Source organism: Streptomyces sp. NBC_00076, assembly GCF_045041235.1.
Classification (GTDB): domain Bacteria; phylum Actinomycetota; class Actinomycetes; order Streptomycetales; family Streptomycetaceae; genus Streptomyces.
Genome location: NZ_CP108242.1, coordinates 8,606,584 through 8,624,528 on the forward strand (window position 1 = coordinate 8,606,584; position 17,945 = coordinate 8,624,528).

Below are 17,945 nucleotides of genomic sequence, written 5' to 3' on the forward strand. Positions count from 1 at the left end.
TAAGTGCGGACGTCGGCCTACGGTTCCTGGCCCTCACCCATCGACGCGGCACTCGCCGCCGCGCACGACGGGCGCCCCGAGTACGTGGGGTTCGTCGGCGACGAGGTGTGGTGGACCGAGCCCCGGCCCACCGAGGGCGGGCGGCGCACCCTGGTCCGGCGGCGCGCCGACGGTACCCAGGAGCCCGTACTGCCCGCCCCGTGGAACGTGCGCAGCCGGGTCATCGAGTACGGCGGACACCCCTGGGCGGGTGCGGTGGTGGACGGCGAACCGCTCGTGGTGTTCGTGCACTTCGCCGACCAGCGCCTGTACCGGTACCGTCCGGGCGGCGAACCGCTCCCGCTCACCCCCGTCTCCCCGGTCGGCGGCGGACTGCGCTGGGCGCAGCCGCAGATGCGTCCGGAACGCGGTGAAGTGTGGTGTGTGCTGGAGGAGTTCACCGGCGAGGGCCCCGGCGACGTACGACGCGTCCTGGCCGCCGTACCGCTGGACGGCTCGGCCGCCCAGGACCGGACCGGGGTACGCGAACTCACCGACGACCGGCACCGGTTCGTCGCCGGACCCCGACTGTCGCCCGACGGGCGGCGGGCGGCCTGGCTGGCCTGGGACCACCCGCGGATGCCGTGGGACGGCACGGAACTCGTCGTCGCCGAGATCGGCGCGGACGGCACCTTCGGTCCGGCGCGGACGGTGGCGGGCGGGCCGACGGAGGCCATCGCCCAGGTGGAGTGGTCGGCGGAAGGCCGTCTGCTGTACGCGAGCGACCGCAGCGGCTGGTGGAACCTGTACTGCGACGACGAGCCCCTCTGCCCGCGGGAGGAGGAGTTCGGCGGACCGCTGTGGAAGCTCGGGTCCCGCTGGTTCGCCCCGCTGGACAGCGGTCTCATCGCCGTCGTGCACGGCTGCGGTGCCACCACCCTCGGGATCCTCGACCCGGAGACCGGCGAACTCGTCGACACGGCCGGGCCCTGGACCGAGTTCGCGCCGGACCTCGCCGCACGCGGACAGTCGGTCGTCGCGGTCGGGGCCAGCCCCCGCAGCGCGTACGAGGTGGTCGAGCTGGACGCCCGGGCCGGCCGGGCCCGGGTGATCGGCGCCCCGCACGACGACGCCGTGGACCCCGCGTTCTACCCCGAGCCGCAGATCCGTACGTTCACCGGCCCGGCCGGACGCGAGATCCACGCCCACATCTACCCCCCGCACCACCCCGGCCGCACCGCGCCCGACGAGGAACTGCCGCCGTACGTGGTGTGGGCGCACGGCGGCCCCACCGGACGCGCGCCGCTCGTCCTCGACCTGGAGATCGCCTACTTCACCTCCCGCGGCATCGGGGTCGCCGAGGTGAACTACGGCGGTTCCGCCGGGTACGGCCGGGACTACCGCGACCTGCTGCGGGAGCAGTGGGGTGTGGTGGACGTCGAGGACTGCGCGGCCGTCGCGCTGGCCCTGGCCGACGAGGGCACCGCGGACCGTGACCGGCTGGCGATCCGCGGCGGCAGCGCGGGCGGCTGGACCGCGGCCGCCTCGCTCGCCACGACCGACGTCTACGCCTGCGGCACGATCCTCTACCCGATCCTCGACCTGGTCGGCTGGGGCACGGGGGAGACCCACGACTTCGAGTCGCGGTACCTGGAGACCCTCATCGGGCCGTACGCCGAGGTCCCCGGCCGGTACACGGAGCGATCGCCCACCGAGCACGCCGACCGGATCACCGCCCCGTTCCTGCTGCTGCAGGGCCTGGACGACGTGATCTGCCCGCCCGCCCAGTGCGAGCGGTTCCTCGCCCGGATGGCGGGCCGGAGGGTGCCGCACGCGTACCTCACCTTCGAGGGGGAGGGCCACGGCTTCCGCCGGGCGGAGACCACGATCCGGGCCCTGGAATCCGAACTCTCCCTGTACGCCCAGGTCTTCGGGCTGAACGTGCCCGGCATCCCGACATTGGAGCTCACCTGGTGAAGGAACTCCACCGGCCGTCACGGCTCGCCCCCGGCGCCCGCGTGGCCGTCGTCGCGCCCAGCGGGCCGGTGCCCGAGGAGCGGCTGCAGTCCGGGCTCGACGTGCTGCGCGGCTGGGACCTCGACCCGGTGGTGGCACCCCATGTACTGGACCGGCACCGGGAGTTCCGCTACCTGGCGGGCACCGACGCCGACCGCGCCGCCGATCTGCAGAGCGCGTGGTGCGACCCCGCCGTGGACGCCGTGCTGTGCGCGCGGGGCGGGTACGGGGTGCAGCGGATGGTCGATCTGCTCGACTGGGAGGCGATGCGGGCCGCCGGACCGAAGGTGTTCGTCGGGTTCAGCGACATCACCGCACTGCACGAGGCCTTCGCCCGCCGCCTCGGCCTGGTCACGCTGCACGGCCCGATGGCGGCCGGCATCGACTTCGTCAAGAACGCCCACGCCCAGGAACACCTCAGAGCCACCCTGTTCGCCCCGGAGACGGTCCGCACGATCACCTCCGGCGGCACGGCCCTGGTGCCCGGCCGGGCGGCGGGCGTCACCCTCGGCGGCTGCCTGAGCCTGCTCGCCGCCGAACTCGGCACCCCGCACGCCAGGGCCGGCGCGCACGGCGGACTGCTCTGCCTGGAGGACGTGGGCGAGGAGACCTACCGCCTGGACCGCTACCTCACCCAACTCCTGCGCGCGGGCTGGCTCGACGGGGTCCGCGGGGTGCTGCTCGGCTCGTGGGAACGGTGCGAGGCGTACGACGGCGTGCGCGCGCTGCTCACCGACCGGCTGGGGAGCCTGGGCGTGCCCGTCGTGGAGGAGTTCGGGTTCGGACACTGCGAAGGGGCGTCGACGATCCCCTTCGGTGTCGCGGCCGAACTCGACGCCGACGCGGGCACGTTGACGCTGCGGGAGCCGGCGCTGAGCTGATCCCGCCGCACCGTGGTGAGCGCGCCGGGGGACGCCGGTTCCGCCAGTGGCGGGCCACTGAGCCGTAGGGTGGCGGGGTGCCTCATCATGCTTCCCGCTATCTCGCCGAGGGCCCCCGAGTGGGCATACGCCACTTCACCCATGAGGACCGCGCCGAGTTCACCGCCCGGGCGCGGGAGAGCAAGGAACTGCATCACCCGTGGCTCTTCCCGCCGGACAGTTCCGCCGCGTACACCGCGTACACGGGGCGACTGATCGATGACCCGACCAAGGCCGGGTTCCTGGTGTGCGAGAAGGCTCCCGAGTCGGGCGACGCCGGGGCCATCGCCGGGTTCGTCAACATCAACAACATCGTCGAGGGCGGTTTCCAGTGCGGGGCGCTGGGTTACGGGGCCTTCGCGCACGCCGCCGGGCGCGGACTGATGCGGGAGGGGCTCGACCTGGTGGTCGGGTACGCGTTCGGACGGATGCGGCTGCACCGGCTGGAGATCAACGTGCAGCCCCAGAACGCCGCCTCCATCGCGCTCGCCCGCGCCTGCGGGTTCCGGCTGGAGGGCTTCTCCCCGGCCATGATCTTCATCGACGGGGCCTGGCGGGACCACGAGCGGTGGGCGCTCACGGTGGAGATGCGCGATTCCGGCTGATCCCGGAGCGGAGCGCCCGGCCGGGATCGGTGAGGAGTTCCCCGCCGACGCGGACCGCGGTGCGGAGCGTTTCGCGAGGCCCGGAGTATGGAGGGCCCCGCGAGGCCGGCACCGCTATGCGCCGCCGCGGTCCGCGTACTCGTACACCACTCCGTCCGGATGCATCGCGATCAGGTTGCGGCCCCCCGGTGTCGCCAACGGGCCCGCGATGATGCGGGCGCCCAGTTCCGACAGCACCCGGTGGGTTTCGTCGACGTCCTTGACGGCGATCGTCGCGGCGACCTTGCGCAGCACCTCCAGCTGGGCCTCGGGCCCGCTCATCAGCAGGAAGCAGCCGACCGCGGCGACCTGGACGCCGCCGCGTTCGAAGCGGAGGGCAGTGCCGCCCGCGAGGCGCTCGTAGAAGGGGACCGCGGTCTCCAGGTCGTCGACGCAGATGCGCAGCGTGGCTCCCAGAATGTCCATGCGATGAGCCTAGTTGGGACGGCCCGGGGAGTGAGATCCGTTCACCTGATCTCCTCGCCACGGCCGCCCCGGCCGCACTGAGCCGACGGCGTTACGCGGCCGCGGCCCGGGGTACCCGGCGGCAATGGACCGCTTGGATCACCTGGAGCATCTGGACAAGCATCTGGTCGACGAGCTGGCGCAGGTCGCGCGGGAGACCGTGCGGGACGAACTGCGCGAGCAGACCCGCAGGCAGCGCCGTAGGGCCGTGCTGTACGCCGCGTCCGGCACCGTCGCCCTGTACGCGGGCGCGGCCCTCGCGCTCGCGGTGGGACTGGCGCTCGCCGTGGCGCTGCCGGGCTGGGCCGCTGCCCTGATCACCGCGGCGATCCTGGCCGTCGTGGCCTATGCGCTGCGCGGGGCCGCCCGGCCGACGGCGTCCTCCGCGTCCCCGTCGGCCCCTGCACACGACGCCGGGTTCGCCACGGGCGGTGGGCAGCACGCAGCCGCCGGCGGGATGCCACCCATGCCGCCGGGTGCCGCGGACATGCCGTACCCGCCGATGCCGCCCGTCGCGCCCCGGGCGGGCGCACCCGCCCCCGGTCCGGCCGAGACGGGGACCGCGCCGCCGCGCCCCGATGACAGTGACCCCGGGCAGCCGCACCACCGGGCGTGATGTGTGGTGCGCGACATGCGTAAGGGACCGCTCTTGAAGGGCGGGTTCTCGAAGGACGGGTTGTCCAAGGGCGCGTTGGGCGCTTTGTCCAGGGGTGCTCTCTCGCAGCGTGGCAGGACCGTCGTGGTGACCGGCGCCAGCGGTGGGGTGGGCCGGGCCACGGCCGTCGCCTTCGCCGCCCGGGGCGCCAGGGTCGCCCTGCTGGCCCGGGGGCGCGAGGGCCTCGCCGGCGCGGCGGACTAGGTGCGGCGGGCCGGCGGTGAGGCGCTCGTCGTCACCGTGGACACGGCCGACGCCAAGGCCGTCGAGGACGCCGCCCAGCAGGTCGCCGACGCGTTCGGACACATCGACGTCTGGGTCAACAACGCCTTCAGCGGGGTCTTCGCCCCGTTCACGGAGATCACCCCGGACGAGTTCCGGCGGGTGACCGAATTGAATCCTCCCCCGGCTGATGCAGGGGGATTCCTGGCTCACGCAGCCTGCGGGTCAGCGACCCGACAGGTCTTCCACGATCAACACCAGCCGGGTTGAAACCAGCCCGGTTTGGTACGGCGAAGCTTGGAGGTGCATGTGCTGTCTTGGCTCTCGATCAACACGGTGTACGCGCTTGGTTCTCGCAACGCACGGCGTGCAGTTTACCCGACCACGTGGATTCCTCCCCGGCCTGAAGGCCGAGGCATCCTCGGAGGAACCCGGTGACCTACCTGGGTCGGCGGGTCGACGGTGGCCACCCTGCTCGCCAACGCGGTGGACCGGGTTCGCCGCGCAACAGGACGAGGCGCAGCAACAGGGTGAGCGCCAGAACGAAGGCCAGGACGAGCGCCAGGAACTCGAGGGCGGGAAGTACGGCGGCCCCGGCAACCTGTGGGCTCCGGCCGACGGACCGCACGGACGGGACTTCGGGGCGCACGGCCGTTTCGACGACGAGGCGGTGTCGGACAGCCCCCAGGACTGGGTGTCGCGGAACCGGGCACGGATGGGCGCGGGGGCGCTGGCCGCGGCGGGCCTGGGCGCCCTGGTGACGGCCGGGCTGCGCCGTGGTCGTGGCCGTGACCACGTGGCTTCTTCTTGAGGACCGACGTCACCCGGCCTGCGCGACTCACCCCACCCGGTACTCCTCCACGTCCTCCGTGCGCAGTGCCAGCCCATGGCCCACTCCCCGTACCGGCCGCACCACGCCCCCCGTCGGATCCAGCGCCCCGTCGAAGAACATGTCCTCGATGCGGACGTGGTCGTGGAACCACTCCAGATGGCGGATGTTGGGGAGGGACGCGGCCGCGGCGGCGTGGACGTGCGGGGCACAGTGGGCCGAGACCTCCAGGCCGTGGGCGTGCGCGAGGGCCGCCGCCCGCAGGAACTCGGTCAGGCCGCCGCAGCGCGTCGCGTCGATCTGGAGGCAGTCGACCGCGCCGGCCCCGATCATGCGGGCGAAGTACGGGAGGTCGTAGCCGTACTCGCCTGCCGTCACGTCGCACACCACCGCGTCCCGGACCAGCCGCAGACCGGTGAGGTCGTCCGAGGACACCGGTTCCTCGAACCAGCCGACACCGTGCTCGGCGAGCGCGTGCCCCACGCGGATCGCCTGCTTGCGGTTGTAGGCACCGTTGGCGTCGACGTACAACTCCGCCTCGTCGCCGACGACATGGCGTGCCGCACGGACCCGAGCCAGGTCGCGGGTGACCGAGCGGCCCCAGTCCTCCCCGATCTTGATCTTGACGCGGGGGATCCGCTGTCCGTGCACCCAGCCGTTGAGCTGCGCGACCAGATGGGTGTCGTGGTACGTCGTGAAGCCGCCGCTGCCGTACACCGGAACCGTCTCGCGGGCGACGCCCAGGAGCCGGGCCAGCGGAAGTTCGAGCAGACGGGCCTTGAGGTCCCACAGGGCGATGTCGAGGGCCGAGATGGCGCAGGCCGCGATGCCGGGCCGGCCCGCGTTGCGCACCGAACGGCACATCGTGTCGTGCAGCGCGGGAATGTCCCAGGCACTGCGGCCCTCGACGAGTGGACCGAGGTGCCCGTGCAGGAGGTCGCCGACCGCCGGGGGACCGTACGTCCAGCCCGTGCCCGTCGCACCGCCCGCGCTCACCTCGGCGATCACCACGGTCGTGGCGTCCCAGGCCAGCGTGCCGTCCGCCTCGGGACCGTCGGTCGGCACGGTGTACACGGACACGACGGGTCGCTTCAGTCGCATCGCCTTGCCCGGGCTCTCAGGAGACCTGCTGGAGCTGGGGCAGCACCTTCGTACGGTAGAAGTCGAAGAATCCGCGCACGTCGGGGCCGATCTGGTTGACGTAGACCCGGTCGAAGCCCGCGTCGGCGAACTGCTTCAACTCCGCGACGTGCTCCTCCACGTCGTCTCCGCACACCCGGTTCTCCCGGACCATGTCCTCGGTGACCAGCGTCTGTGCCTGCTCGAAGTGCTTGGGGGAGGGCAGCACCTGGTTCAGCTCCCCGGGCAGCTGCTCGTTGGCCCACAGCCGGTGGACGGTCCGTACCGCCTCGTCCTTGTCGGTGTCGTAGCAGACCTTGGTGCCGCCGCTGACGAGCTTGCCGCCGCCTCCGCCCTTGCGGTACTGCTCCACCATCGACGCTTCCGGCATCATCGTGATGTAGCCGTCGCCGACCCGGGCCGCCAGCTTGGTCGCCGCGGGGCCGAAGCCGGAGATGTCGATCGGGACAGGCTCGTCGGGGACGGTGTACAGGCGGGCGTTCTCCACCGTGTAGTGCGGGCCGTTGTGGTTGACCTCCTCGCCGGTGAACAGCCGGCGCATGACCTGGATGGCCTCCTCCAGCATCTCCAGACGGACGTGGGCGGGCGGCCAGGCGTCGCCGAGGATGTGCTCGTTGAGCGCCTCACCCGAGCCGACGCCGAGCCGGAAGCGGCCGTTCGTCATCACCGCGCTGGTCGCCGCGGCCTGCGCCACCACCGCCGGGTGGGTGCGCACCGTCGGACAGGTCACCGCCGTCTCGACCGGCAGGGACACCGCCTCGGTCAGGGCGCCGATCACCGACCACACGAAGGGGCTCTGGCCCTGCGCGTCGTTCCACGGGTGGAAGTGGTCGGAGATCCACAGCGAGTGGAACCCGGCCTGCTCGGCCATCCGCGCCTGCTCGATGAGCTCCGCGGGACCGTACTGCTCGCACGAGAGGAAATAGCCGTACTCGGGCATGGGGGATGTGCCTCCACGGGGTGGACGGGTGGTTCGCCGACCCGAGTACCCGGCGGTCCGGACGGAAACCGGGTGCGAGGGGCGGCGGACCGGCGGGCGGACGTTTGGGTGCCCCGGCCAGGGGGACGCGGAAGTCTCCCGAGGTACGCGACAGCCCCGGAGGCGAACCGTGAGTCGACCCCGCATCGTGATCGTCGGTGCCGGCTTCGCCGGGTACCGGACGGCCCGAGAGTTGTCCCGGATGTCCCGCGGCAAGGCCGACATCACTCTGCTGAACCCGACCGACTACTTCCTGTATCTGCCCCTGCTGCCCCAGGTCGCGGCCGGGATCCTGGAACCGCGCCGGGTCACCGTCTCCCTCTCCGGCACCCTGCGGCACGTCCGCCTGGTGCTCGGCGAGGCCGACGGCATCGACCTGGACGCACGGACCGTTCATTACGCCGACCCCGAGGGCGGCGAGGGCACGCTGTCGTACGACCGGCTGGTGCTGGCCGTCGGCAGTGTCAACAAGCTGCTTCCGATACCCGGGGTGGCCGAGCACGCGCACGGCTTCCGCGGCCTGCCCGAGGCGCTGTACCTGCGCGACCACGTGACCCGCCAGATGGAGCTGGCCGCGGCGGACGACGACCCGAAGAGTTCTGCCGCGCGCACCACCTTCGTGGTGGTCGGCGCCGGCTACACCGGCACCGAGGTCGCCGCGCAGGGGCAGCTGTACACCGACGCACAGGTGCGCAAGCACCCGCTGAGGGAGGGCATGCGGCCGCGCTGGATCCTCCTCGACGTGGCGCCGCGGGTGCTGCCCGAGCTGGACGAGCATCTGTCCCGCACCGCCGACCGCACGCTGCGGGAGCGGGGCGTGGAGGTGCGCATGGGGACCTCCGTGAAGGAGGCCACCTCCGACGGAGTCCTGCTCACCGACGGCGAGTTCGTGGCGACGCGATCCCTCGTGTGGTGTGTCGGCGTACGGCCCGATCCGCTCGTCGAGGGCACCGGGCAGCCGCTGGAGCGCGGGCGTCTGATCGTCGATCCCTACCTGCGGCTCCCGGGGCGTCCCGAGGTGTTCGCGTGCGGGGACGCGGCCGCCGTACCGGATCTGAACACCCCCGGGGAGTACACGCCGATGACCGCGCAGCACGCGTGGCGGCACGGCAAGGTCGCGGCGCGCAATGTCGCCGCCTCGCTCGGCGTCGGCGAACGCCGTCCCTACCGCCACAAGGACCTGGGGTTCGTCGTGGACCTGGGCGGCGCGAAGGCCGCCGCCAACCCGCTCGGCATCCCCCTGTCGGGGCCCGCGGCCGGGGCGGTCACCCGCGGTTACCACCTCGCGGCGATGCCCGGCAACCGCGTCCGGGTCGCCGCGGACTGGCTGCTGGACTCCGTACTCCCGCGCCAGGCCGTCCAGTTGGGCCTCGTACGGTCCTGGTCGGTGCCGCTGGACACCGCGTCGCCGGAGCTGGCCCGGGTGCCGCACGACCAGAAGCGGGAAACGGTCTCCGGGCCCGGCGCGGCCGTGCCCGAGGACGTGTCCGACGGGCCTGAGGGCGGCGCCGACCACCAGACGATCGACGCGCCGACGCCTGAGGTGGCGCGGGAGGGGTCCGACGCCGAGGGGACCGAGGTGCCCTCGGACAGCGAGTCCGACGCTGAGCCCGGTGAACCCGGTGGGGGCGTCGACTACCAGACGATCACCTCGCCGACGCCTGACGTGGCGAAGGAGGGCCCTGACGCCGAGGAAACGGGAAGCCGATCCGACGCCGAGCCTGCCCAGAACCAGCCGGGCTCCGAGCCCGCCAAGAACCAACCCGGCGGCGAACCCGTCGGCAACCAACCCGGCGGTGAGCCCCACGAGGCTCCCGGCCCCGTCAAGCGGACCGACGGCACCCCCGAAGGCACTCCCGCGGAAGGAAACTCATGAACACCGGTGAACTCGTCGAACTCGCCCAGCAGTTGCGCGTGGACAGTGTGCGCGCCTCGGCCGCCGCGGGCTCCGGGCACCCCACGTCCTCGATGTCCGCCGCCGACCTGATGGCCGTACTCCTCGCGAACCACTTCCGCTACGACTTCGACCGCCCCGCCCACCCCGGCAACGACCGCTTCGTGCTGTCCAAGGGCCACGCCTCACCCCTGCTCTACTCCGCCTACAAGGCGGCCGGGGCCGTCGACGACGAGGAACTGCTCACCTTCCGCGAGCTCGGCAGCCGGCTCGAAGGACATCCGACGCCCCGGCGACTGCCCTGGGTCGAGACGGCCACCGGTTCGCTCGGGCAGGGACTGCCCGTCGGCGTCGGCATCGCGCTGTCCGGGAAGCGGCTGGACCGCACCGGCTACCGCGTCTGGGTGCTGTGTGGCGACAGCGAGATGGCCGAGGGATCCGTCTGGGAGGCCGCCGAGCACGCGGGCCACGAGCACCTCGACAACCTCACCGTGATCGTCGACGTGAACCGGCTCGGCCAACGCGGCCCGACCCGGCACGGCCACGACCTCGACGCGTACGCCCGCCGCTTCCAGGCCTTCGGCTGGCACACCGTCGAGGTGGACGGCCACGACGTCGACGCGATCGACCGGGCGTACGGCGAGGCGGAGTCCACCAAGGGGCAGCCGACCGCGATCCTCGCCCGCACCCTCAAGGGCAAGGGCGTCGAGTCCGTCCAGGACCGCGAGGGGCTGCACGGCAAGCCGCTGCCGGAGGCCGACGAGGCGATCGCCGAACTCGGCGGCCCCCGCAGCATCCGCGTCGAGGTGCACGAGCCGCAGGCCACCCGCATGCTGCACGCCGTACCGGCCGGACACCTCGAACTGCCCCGCTGGGACAAGGGCGGCGACGACGTGGCCACCCGCAACGCCTTCGGGCAGGCGCTCGCCGCGCTCGGCTCCGGACGCGGTGACGTCGTCGCCCTCGACGGCGAGGTCGGTGACTCCACCCGCGCGGAGTTCTTCGCCAAGGAACACCCCGACCGCTACTTCGAGTGCTACATCGCCGAGCAGCAGATGGTCGCCGCCGCCGTCGGCCTCGCCGCGCGCGGCTGGGTGCCGTACGCCTCCACGTTCGCGGCGTTCTTCACGCGCGCCTACGACTTCATCCGCATGGCGTCGATCAGCGGCTCCGGCATCAACCTCGTCGGCTCCCACGCGGGAGTGGCGATCGGGCAGGACGGGCCCAGCCAGATGGGTCTGGAGGACCTGGCGATGATGCGGGCGATCCACGGCTCGACGGTGCTGTACCCGTGCGACGCCAACCAGACCGCGCGCCTCGTCGTCGAGATGGCCGGCCTGGAGGGCGTCCGGTATCTGCGCACCTCGCGCGGCGAGAGCCCGGTGATCTACGGCCCCGACGAGGAGTTCCCGATCGGCGGCAGCAAGGTGCTGCGCTCCTCCGACCGGGACCGGATGACGATCGTCGCCGCGGGCGTGACGGTGCCCGAAGCGCTGGCCGCCGCCGAGGCACTGGACGGCCAGGGCATCCAGGTCCGGGTCATCGACCTGTACTCGGTCAAGCCCGTCGACCGGCTCACCCTGCGCCAGGCCGCCGAGGAGACCGGCTGCCTGCTGACCGTGGAGGACCACCACGAGGAGGGCGGCATCGGCGACGCCGTCCTCGACGCGTTCACCGACGGCCGGCCGGTGCCGCGCCTGGTGCGCCTCGCCGTCCGTACGATGCCGGGCTCGGGCTCCCCGGAGGAACAGCTGCACGCCGCGGGCATCGACGCCGAGTCGATCGCGGCGGCCGGGAAACTGCTGGCGGAGGAGGCGGTCGTGCGGTGAGCGCCGATCGTCCACGCACGGTCCGGGCGGGTCGGCACACGGTGGAGGTGCACCGCCCGGACAAGGTGCTCTTTCCCGGGGGCGACGGCGCGAAGGAGTACACCAAGGCCGACCTGGTCGACTACCACCGGTCCGTCGCCCCCTTCATGCTGCCGCATCTGCGCGGTCGCCCGCTGATGGTGGAGCGCCACCCGGACGGCATCGACGGCGCGCGCTTCATGCAGAAGAACACCCCGGAGAACTACCCGGAGTGGATCACCCGCGTGGAGGTCGCCAAGGAGGGCGGCACCGTCTGCCACACCGTGTGTGACGACACCGCCACCCTGCTGTACCTCGTCGATCAGGCCGGCCTCACCCTGCACCGCTGGCTGTCCCGGGTCGACAGTGTCGAGCGGCCCGACCGGATGGTCTTCGACCTCGACCCCTCGAAGGACGACTTCGAGGCGGTGCGGGAGGCGGCCCGGCTGCTGGGCGAGCTGCTGAACGAACTGAGGCTGCCGTCGGCGCTGATGACCACGGGCTCGCGCGGCCTGCACGTGGTGGTGCCGGTCGACGGCCGTCACGACTTCGACGAGATCCGCGGGTTCGCCCGGGACATCGCCGACACCCTCGTCGCCGGCCACCCCGACCGGCTCACCACCGCCGCCCGTAAGAAGGACCGCGGCGACCGCCTCTACCTGGACATCCAGCGCAACGCCTACGCCCAGACCGCGGTCGCCCCCTACACGGTCCGCGCAAAGCCGGGCGCCCCCGTCGCGACTCCGCTGACCTGGGAGCAGCTGGACGATCCCGGCCTCGACGCCCGCCGCTGGACCGTTGCCGACGCCGTCGAGCAGGCCCGCACCGATCCGTGGGCCGACATCATGCGCAAAGGCCGCGCACTGGGACCGGCCCGCCGGCGCCTCGACGCGTTGATGTCCTCCTGAAGGTTTGGCCAAGGGACGAGCGGCCACCCGGAGTGAGAGGTGGCCATGTCGAACACAAGAAACACATCACAGTCACAGCGTTCACAGGACGCTCCCGTACGCAAAGCGTCCTCACGGCGCTCGTCCGAAGACCAGCACTCGTCCGAAGACACGGAACGCGACACCGAGCAGCAGGACACCGGACGGCGCGCCGAGCCCCGCGAGGCGCGCCCCCGGAGGCCGAGCACCATGGACGTGCTGCGCGACGCGCGCGCCCAGCTCGGGGAGCTGACCGGTATGCCCGCCGAGAACGTGTCGTCCTTCGAGCGCACCGAGGACGGCTGGGCGCTGGAGGTGGAGGTCCTGGAACTCTCCCGGGTGCCCGACACGATGAGCCTGATGGCGAGCTACCAGGTCGAACTCGACCCGGACGGACAGCTCACCGGCTACCGGCGCGTTCGCCGTTACGAGCGCGGACGGGCCGACGCACATCGGCAGGGCGGCCGCTAGGCCGTCCGCCCGTACATCCAATCGCCCATCAACCCACAGACAAGGAGGCGCGGTCGACATGACCGTTGTCCCGGCCCAGCAGAGCGGTGGCGGAGGCGGCAGCAGTGGCCTCTACGACGTTCTGGAACTCGTCCTCGACAGGGGTCTCGTCATTGACGCGTTCATACGGGTCTCCCTGGTCGGCATCGAAATCCTGAAGATCGACATCCGGGTCGTCGTGGCCAGTGTCGACACCTATCTGCGCTTCGCCGAGGCGTGCAACCGGCTCGACCTGGAGGCCGGACCGCGCAAGGACCCGGGCCTGCCCGACCTGGTCGGCGAGATCACCGAGTCCGGTGCCCGCGGCAAGTCCAAGGGAGCGCTGTCCGGCGCCGCCGAGACCATCTCCGGTGCCTTCAAGCAGGCGCGCGAGGAGGGGCAGGCCGAACGGTCCGAGTCCCGGCCGCGTGCCCGTAAGGCGACGGCATCGCGCAGGAAGGAGGAAGAGGAGTGAGCACGTACGTCTACGGCATCACCGCCGTGTCCCATCCTGCGCTGCCGGACGGCCTGGGAGGTGTCGGCGACCCACCGCGGTCCGTGCGCATCCTGGAGGAGGGCGAGCTGGCGGCCGTCGTCAGTGACGCCCCCGAGGGACTGCGCCCCAAGCGCAGGGACCTGCTCGCTCACCAGAACGTCCTGAGCGAGTCGGGCGCGGACGGCTGCATCCTGCCGATGCGGTTCGGCAGTGTCGCCCCGGACGACGGCACCGTCACCGCGGTCCTCGCCGAGCGGGCCGACCACTACAAGGAGCGGCTGCGGACTCTCGACGGCAAGGTCGAGTACAACGTCAAGGCGACCCACGACGAAGAGGCCGTCCTGCATCGCGTGATGTCCGAGAACCCGGAGATCCGCACTTTGACCGAGGCCAACCGGCAGGCGGGCGGCGGCAGTTACGACCAGAAGCTGCATCTCGGCGAGATGGTCGTCGCCGCCGTGAAGGCCCGTGAGGCCGAGGACGCCGTCTCGCTGCAGCAGGCCCTGGAACCGCTCGCCGACGCGACCAGTGTGGGCCCGGAGTCCACCGGCTGGCTGGCCAACGTGTCGTTCCTGGTGGATCGCGACTCGGCCGCCCATTTCCTGAACGAGGTGGAGCAGATCCGCAAGGACCATCCTCACCTGGACCTGCGCGTCAACGGCCCGCTGCCGCCGTACAGCTTCGTCGACCCCGGACCCGCGGAGCCCGCGGGCACCACGGTCGGCCAGGACAGCGCGAGGGAGTGAGGAAGCCGTGGGGCTGATCGGAGAGGTGCTGCTGCTGCCGTTCGCGCCAGTACGCGGCACCGGATGGGTGCTCAGACAGGTGGTCGACGAAGCCGAACGCCTCTACTACGACCCGGCTGCGGTCAGGGCCGAACTCGCCCAGCTGGAGGAGCGGTTGGAGGCGGGCGAGATCGACGACCAGGAGTTCGACCGACAGGAGGACGAACTTCTCGACCGACTGGAGATCGGCCTGCGCGGTGGCGCGGGGACTGGCGACGGGACGGCACGATGAACCGAACGGGATTGGGCCTCGCGATAGGGGCCGGATACGTCCTCGGACGTACGAAGAAGATGAAGCTGGCGTTCGCGGTGGGTTCCCTCGTGGCCGGCAAGAAGATGAACCTGACCCCGAAGGGGATCGCGGAGCTCGTCTCCCAGCAGCTGCAGAACAACCCGCAGTTCAAGGAGATCGGCGACCAGTTGCGCCAGGATCTGCGCGGGGTCGGCAAGGCGGCCTCGGGCGCCATGGTCGAACGCCAGATGAACGCGCTCGCCGACCGGCTGCACGGCCGTACCGACCAGGTCCGCGACCAGCTGGAGGGCGTGGTGCCGGGCGAGTCGGAGTCCGAGGACGACGAGGAGCCGGAAGAGGCGACGGCCGAGGACGAGAACGCCGAGGAAGACCTTCCCGAAGAGGACGAGGAACCGCGGGCGGAGGAGGACGAGGAGGACGAGGAGGACGACGAGGACGAGGAGGAGCCGGAGCCGCCGCGCAAGGAGGCGGCGAGGAAGACCGCCAGGAAGGCACCCGCCCAGAAGGCGCCTGCGAAGAAGGCGCCCTCGAAGAAGACCGCGGCGAGCAAGGCACCGGCCAAGAAGACGGCGGCCAAGAAGTCCGCCGCGAAGAAGACGGCCGGAAGGAAGACGGCATCGGCCGGCGGAGCCCGCCGGGCCGGTGGACGACTGCCGAAGGGCGGCGGTGACCGATGACCGAAACTCTCGGAAACGCACGAGACGGAGCCGGCAAGGCGGCCGGCAAGGCGACGAACAACCCGCTCACCGGCCTCGCCCAGAGCGAGGCCGCCGACCGGCTCAAGGCGGAGGTGCAGGAATACCTCGCGGCCCAGGCCCAGCGCGCGCTGGTCGGCGCCGGCCGCAAACTCGGCGAGACCACGGGCAAGTTGAACGACATAGCCGAGGGCAACAGCCCCGGGTTCGCCAAGCTCGCCCTCGACGGCGGCCGCAAACTCGCCGAGGGCAAGGGGCCCGTGCGGAGCGCGCTGGAAGTCGGCGCCTCCCGCGCCAAGGACAGCGTGAAGGGCGCGTTCAAGAACCTCGGCGGCGGTGGCAAGGGCAAGAAGAAAGGGGCGGGCGGGAAGCCCACCGTCATCATCGAGTACGTCGACGTCGGCGTTCCGCTGCGCACGGCCTACGACCAGTGGACCCAGTACCAGGACTTCAGCACCTTCGCGAAGGGTGTCAAGAGCGCGAGCAAGGCCGACGACACAAACTCCGACTGGCAGCTGAAGGTCTTCTGGTCCAGCCGCAGCTGGAAGGCCACGACCACCGAGCAGGTGCCGGACGACCGGATCTCGTGGACGACCGAGGGCGCCAAGGGCAACACGAAGGGCGTCGTCTCGTTCCACCGGCTCGCCGACAACCTCACCCGCGTCCTGCTGGTCATCGAGTACTACCCCTCGGGCTTCTTCGAGAAGACCGGCAACATCTGGCGCGCCCAGGGCCGCCGGGCCCGGCTCGACCTCAAGCACTATGTCCGCTTCATCACGCTCAAGGGTGAGGCGGAGGACGGCTGGCGCGGTGAGATCCGCGACGGCGAGGTCGTCCAGGAGCACGAGGACGCCGTGGCCGAGGAAGAGGAAGCCGCCCAGGCGGACGAGGACTCCGCCGAGGGCTCGGCCGAAGAGGACGACGAGGCGTACGAAACCGACGCCGAGGACGAGGAGGAGGGCCCGTACGCCGAGGACGAGCCCGCCGAGGCGGACGAAGCCGAGGACGCTGAGGACGAGTACGCCGAGGACGAGGACGCGGAAGACGCGGAGGAGCCCGAGGCCGAGGCCGCGGAGGACGAGCAGGAGTACGAGTACGCCGACTCCGATCGTAGGAGCCGATAATGAGCACCCCCAGCCGCCTGCCCGAGCCCTACGGCCAGGGCGGCGGCTCCAACCTCGCCGACATCCTGGAACGGGTGCTCGACAAGGGCATCGTGATCGCCGGTGACATCCGGATCAACCTGCTCGACATCGAACTCCTCACGATCAAGCTGCGGCTGATCGTCGCCTCGGTGGACAAGGCGAAGGAGATGGGCATCGACTGGTGGGAGGACGACCCGGCGTTGTCCACCCGGGCCCGGCGTGACGAACTCACCCGGGAGAACGCCGAGTTGCGGGAACGACTCGCACGCCTTGAGCAACTCGAGCCCACCCGGGCCGAGGAGGAGCCCTCATGACCGGACTGCGGTATGTGTACGCCGTCTGCCGCCCCTTCGACACCCCTCTGCAGGCCCAGTTGACGGGGGTGGCCGGCGATCCGCCCAGACTGCTGCGTCACCACGGTCTGATCGCCGTGCTCAGCCGTGTGCCGGAGCGGGACTTCGCCGAAGAACCGCTCCACAGGCATCTGGAGGACCTGGACTGGCTGACCGCGACCGCTCGCGCCCACCAGGGCGTCATCGACGCGCTCACCGTCGTCACCACCCCGCTGCCGTTGCGGCTCGGCACCGTCTTCCGCGACGACAGCGGGGTGCGCGTGATGATGGAGGAGCGCGAGGACGCCTTCCGACGCACCCTCGACCGGCTGCACGGCAGGGTCGAATGGGGCGTCAAGGTGTACGCCGAGACGGAAGCCGCGGGCAGCGCGGACCAGGCCGCCGACGCCGACGGAGAGGCGCGGGCGGACAAAGCCATGTCGGGCCGCGACTATCTGCGTCGGCGGCGCATGCGTGTGCGCTCGCGCGAGGAAATGTGGCAGCAGGCGGAGGCCTTCGCGAGCGGACTCCACGAGAAGCTCTCCGGATACGCCGAGGATTCCCGGCTGCACGCCCCGCAGAATCCCGCTCTTTCCGGCGCCTCGGGACAGAACGTGCTCAACGCCGCCTATCTCGTGCCGCGCTCGGGTTCCGAGGAATTCGTGGAAATGGTCGACCGGACGAAGGACGAGACCCCGGGAATGCGCGTGGAGCTCACCGGCCCCTGGGCCGCCTATTCCTTCGCGGGCGAGGAGGAGATCCGGTGACGGTGATCGAGCGCCGCGAGGTCGCCCTGGTGGACCTTCTCGACCGGCTGCTGGCCGGCGGTGTCGTCATCACCGGGGACATCACCCTGCGCATCGCCGACGTCGACCTCGTCCGTATCGACCTGAACGCGCTGATCAGTTCGGTGAACGCGCAGGTCCCGTCACCGTGGGGGGAGTCGTCGTGACCGAGCGCCGGAACCGGCTGGACCTCGAACCCGACACCGTCGAGCGGGACCTGGTCAAACTCGTGCTGACCGTGGTGGAACTGCTGCGTCAGCTCATGGAACGCCAAGCGCTGCGCCGCTTCGACGAGGGCGACCTCGACGAGGAGCAGGAGGAGCGCATCGGGCTCACCCTGATGCTGCTCGACGACCGCATGGCCGAACTGCGTGATCGCTACGGACTGCGGCCCGAGGACCTCAATCTGGATCTCGGGCCGCTCGGACCGTTGCTTCCCCGGGAATGAA

Annotated in this window: 21 protein-coding genes and 1 pseudogene; 19 read left to right on the top strand and 3 right to left on the bottom strand. The window is 71.6% G+C overall.

The annotated features are described in order from the left end of the window. The first annotated feature begins 3 nt into the window (after positions 1-3). The 3 genes from OHA64_RS38590 to OHA64_RS38600 all read left to right on the top strand — a co-directional run bounded on the left by OHA64_RS38590 (position 4) and on the right by OHA64_RS38600 (position 3,520). A complete protein-coding gene (locus tag OHA64_RS38590; protein ID WP_405621349.1) occupies positions 4-1,956 on the top strand; it encodes a prolyl oligopeptidase family serine peptidase in 1,953 nt (650 codons plus the stop codon). After that, the gene (locus tag OHA64_RS38595) at positions 1,953-2,876 is read left to right on the top strand and encodes an LD-carboxypeptidase (RefSeq protein ID WP_405621351.1); all 924 of its coding nucleotides are present in this window, start codon (positions 1,953-1,955) and stop codon (positions 2,874-2,876) included. Before OHA64_RS38590 ends, OHA64_RS38595 begins: the two co-directional genes overlap by 4 nt. Positions 2,877-2,953: 77 nt before the next feature. Beyond that, on the top strand, positions 2,954-3,520 hold the full coding sequence (locus tag OHA64_RS38600; RefSeq protein ID WP_405621353.1) for a GNAT family N-acetyltransferase: 567 nt from the start codon (positions 2,954-2,956) through the stop codon (positions 3,518-3,520). Between the two features lie 114 nt (positions 3,521-3,634). On the opposite strand, the gene OHA64_RS38605 is transcribed toward OHA64_RS38600, so the two are convergent. Further along, positions 3,635-3,985, bottom strand: coding sequence for a VOC family protein (locus OHA64_RS38605; RefSeq protein ID WP_405621355.1), 351 nt, complete (start codon positions 3,983-3,985; stop codon positions 3,635-3,637). A gap of 124 nt (positions 3,986-4,109) precedes the next feature. Here OHA64_RS38605 and OHA64_RS38610 point away from each other — a divergent pair, with 124 nt between their 5' ends. From OHA64_RS38610 to OHA64_RS38620, 3 genes and pseudogenes are all read left to right on the top strand, one after another. Beyond that, a complete protein-coding gene (locus OHA64_RS38610; RefSeq protein ID WP_405621357.1) occupies positions 4,110-4,640 on the top strand; it encodes a phage holin family protein in 531 nt (176 codons plus the stop codon). 123 nt (positions 4,641-4,763) lie between these two features. Next, positions 4,764-5,075: pseudogene (locus OHA64_RS38615) on the top strand (SDR family NAD(P)-dependent oxidoreductase); the annotation flags it as partial. A 193-nt stretch (positions 5,076-5,268) separates the two neighbouring features. Continuing rightward, on the top strand, positions 5,269-5,712 hold the full coding sequence (locus OHA64_RS38620) for a hypothetical protein (protein WP_405621359.1): 444 nt from the start codon (positions 5,269-5,271) through the stop codon (positions 5,710-5,712). A gap of 27 nt (positions 5,713-5,739) precedes the next feature. Here the strand turns inward: OHA64_RS38620 and OHA64_RS38625 are convergent, their stop codons facing one another. Further along, positions 5,740-6,831 carry an enolase C-terminal domain-like protein gene (locus tag OHA64_RS38625; RefSeq protein WP_405621361.1) on the bottom strand — a complete coding sequence of 364 codons (1,092 nt, stop codon included), beginning with the start codon at positions 6,829-6,831 and terminating at the stop codon, positions 5,740-5,742. Between the two features lie 16 nt (positions 6,832-6,847). Further along, positions 6,848-7,810, bottom strand: coding sequence for an LLM class F420-dependent oxidoreductase (locus OHA64_RS38630; protein ID WP_405621363.1), 963 nt, complete (start codon positions 7,808-7,810; stop codon positions 6,848-6,850). Positions 7,811-7,997: 187 nt separating this feature from the next. Between OHA64_RS38630 and OHA64_RS38635 the strand changes: the two genes are divergently transcribed. The 13 genes from OHA64_RS38635 to OHA64_RS38695 are packed head-to-tail and all read left to right on the top strand — an operon-like array spanning position 7,998 to position 17,944. Continuing rightward, entirely contained in the window at positions 7,998-9,725 is a 1,728-nt protein-coding gene (locus OHA64_RS38635; RefSeq protein ID WP_405624290.1) for an FAD-dependent oxidoreductase, read from the top strand. Then, entirely contained in the window at positions 9,722-11,572 is a 1,851-nt protein-coding gene (locus OHA64_RS38640) for a transketolase (protein ID WP_405621365.1), read from the top strand. Before OHA64_RS38635 ends, OHA64_RS38640 begins: the two co-directional genes overlap by 4 nt. Continuing rightward, positions 11,569-12,498 (top strand): non-homologous end-joining DNA ligase, encoded by a 930-nt coding sequence (gene ligD, locus OHA64_RS38645; RefSeq protein WP_405621367.1) that lies wholly within the window; start codon positions 11,569-11,571, stop codon positions 12,496-12,498. The genes OHA64_RS38640 and ligD overlap by 4 nt, the downstream gene beginning before the upstream one ends. Positions 12,499-12,543: 45 nt before the next feature. Continuing rightward, on the top strand, positions 12,544-12,987 hold the full coding sequence (locus OHA64_RS38650; RefSeq protein ID WP_405621369.1) for a gas vesicle protein: 444 nt from the start codon (positions 12,544-12,546) through the stop codon (positions 12,985-12,987). 58 nt (positions 12,988-13,045) lie between these two features. Next, a complete protein-coding gene (locus OHA64_RS38655; protein WP_405621371.1) occupies positions 13,046-13,480 on the top strand; it encodes a gas vesicle structural protein GvpA in 435 nt (144 codons plus the stop codon). Then, positions 13,477-14,247: a GvpL/GvpF family gas vesicle protein gene (locus tag OHA64_RS38660; RefSeq protein WP_405621373.1), complete on the top strand. Its 771-nt coding sequence runs from the start codon at positions 13,477-13,479 to the stop codon at positions 14,245-14,247. The genes OHA64_RS38655 and OHA64_RS38660 overlap by 4 nt, the downstream gene beginning before the upstream one ends. Before the next feature lie 7 nt (positions 14,248-14,254). Beyond that, the gene (locus tag OHA64_RS38665; protein ID WP_405621375.1) at positions 14,255-14,518 is read left to right on the top strand and encodes a gas vesicle protein GvpG; all 264 of its coding nucleotides are present in this window, start codon (positions 14,255-14,257) and stop codon (positions 14,516-14,518) included. Next, entirely contained in the window at positions 14,515-15,216 is a 702-nt protein-coding gene (locus OHA64_RS38670) for a DNA primase (protein ID WP_405621377.1), read from the top strand. The genes OHA64_RS38665 and OHA64_RS38670 overlap by 4 nt, the downstream gene beginning before the upstream one ends. Beyond that, on the top strand, positions 15,213-16,358 hold the full coding sequence (locus OHA64_RS38675) for an SRPBCC family protein (RefSeq protein ID WP_405621379.1): 1,146 nt from the start codon (positions 15,213-15,215) through the stop codon (positions 16,356-16,358). The genes OHA64_RS38670 and OHA64_RS38675 overlap by 4 nt, the downstream gene beginning before the upstream one ends. Next, positions 16,358-16,693 carry a gas vesicle protein gene (locus OHA64_RS38680; RefSeq protein ID WP_405621381.1) on the top strand — a complete coding sequence of 112 codons (336 nt, stop codon included), beginning with the start codon at positions 16,358-16,360 and terminating at the stop codon, positions 16,691-16,693. The genes OHA64_RS38675 and OHA64_RS38680 overlap by 1 nt, the downstream gene beginning before the upstream one ends. Further along, positions 16,690-17,478 (top strand): GvpL/GvpF family gas vesicle protein, encoded by a 789-nt coding sequence (locus OHA64_RS38685; protein WP_405621383.1) that lies wholly within the window; start codon positions 16,690-16,692, stop codon positions 17,476-17,478. The genes OHA64_RS38680 and OHA64_RS38685 overlap by 4 nt, the downstream gene beginning before the upstream one ends. Further along, positions 17,475-17,663, top strand: coding sequence for a gas vesicle protein (locus tag OHA64_RS38690; protein WP_356769898.1), 189 nt, complete (start codon positions 17,475-17,477; stop codon positions 17,661-17,663). Before OHA64_RS38685 ends, OHA64_RS38690 begins: the two co-directional genes overlap by 4 nt. Further along, positions 17,660-17,944, top strand: a complete 285-nt coding sequence (locus tag OHA64_RS38695) for a gas vesicle protein K (RefSeq protein ID WP_405621387.1) — start codon at positions 17,660-17,662, stop codon at positions 17,942-17,944. The genes OHA64_RS38690 and OHA64_RS38695 overlap by 4 nt, the downstream gene beginning before the upstream one ends. Position 17,945 lies beyond the last annotated feature (1 nt).

What these genes read in the sequence shown, in the direction of transcription:
- OHA64_RS38605 (WP_405621355.1), bottom strand. Translation starts at nt 3,985, where the DNA reads ATGGACATTCTGGGAGCCACGCTGCGCATCTGCGTCGACGACCTGGAG.
- OHA64_RS38610 (WP_405621357.1), top strand. Translation starts at nt 4,110, where the DNA reads ATGGACCGCTTGGATCACCTGGAGCATCTGGACAAGCATCTGGTCGAC.
- OHA64_RS38625 (WP_405621361.1), bottom strand. Translation starts at nt 6,831, where the DNA reads ATGCGACTGAAGCGACCCGTCGTGTCCGTGTACACCGTGCCGACCGAC.
- OHA64_RS38630 (WP_405621363.1), bottom strand. Translation starts at nt 7,810, where the DNA reads ATGCCCGAGTACGGCTATTTCCTCTCGTGCGAGCAGTACGGTCCCGCG.
- OHA64_RS38640 (WP_405621365.1), top strand. Translation starts at nt 9,722, where the DNA reads ATGAACACCGGTGAACTCGTCGAACTCGCCCAGCAGTTGCGCGTGGAC.
- OHA64_RS38650 (WP_405621369.1), top strand. Translation starts at nt 12,544, where the DNA reads ATGTCGAACACAAGAAACACATCACAGTCACAGCGTTCACAGGACGCT.
- OHA64_RS38655 (WP_405621371.1), top strand. Translation starts at nt 13,046, where the DNA reads ATGACCGTTGTCCCGGCCCAGCAGAGCGGTGGCGGAGGCGGCAGCAGT.
- OHA64_RS38670 (WP_405621377.1), top strand. Translation starts at nt 14,515, where the DNA reads ATGAACCGAACGGGATTGGGCCTCGCGATAGGGGCCGGATACGTCCTC.
- OHA64_RS38675 (WP_405621379.1), top strand. Translation starts at nt 15,213, where the DNA reads ATGACCGAAACTCTCGGAAACGCACGAGACGGAGCCGGCAAGGCGGCC.
- OHA64_RS38680 (WP_405621381.1), top strand. Translation starts at nt 16,358, where the DNA reads ATGAGCACCCCCAGCCGCCTGCCCGAGCCCTACGGCCAGGGCGGCGGC.
- OHA64_RS38685 (WP_405621383.1), top strand. Translation starts at nt 16,690, where the DNA reads ATGACCGGACTGCGGTATGTGTACGCCGTCTGCCGCCCCTTCGACACC.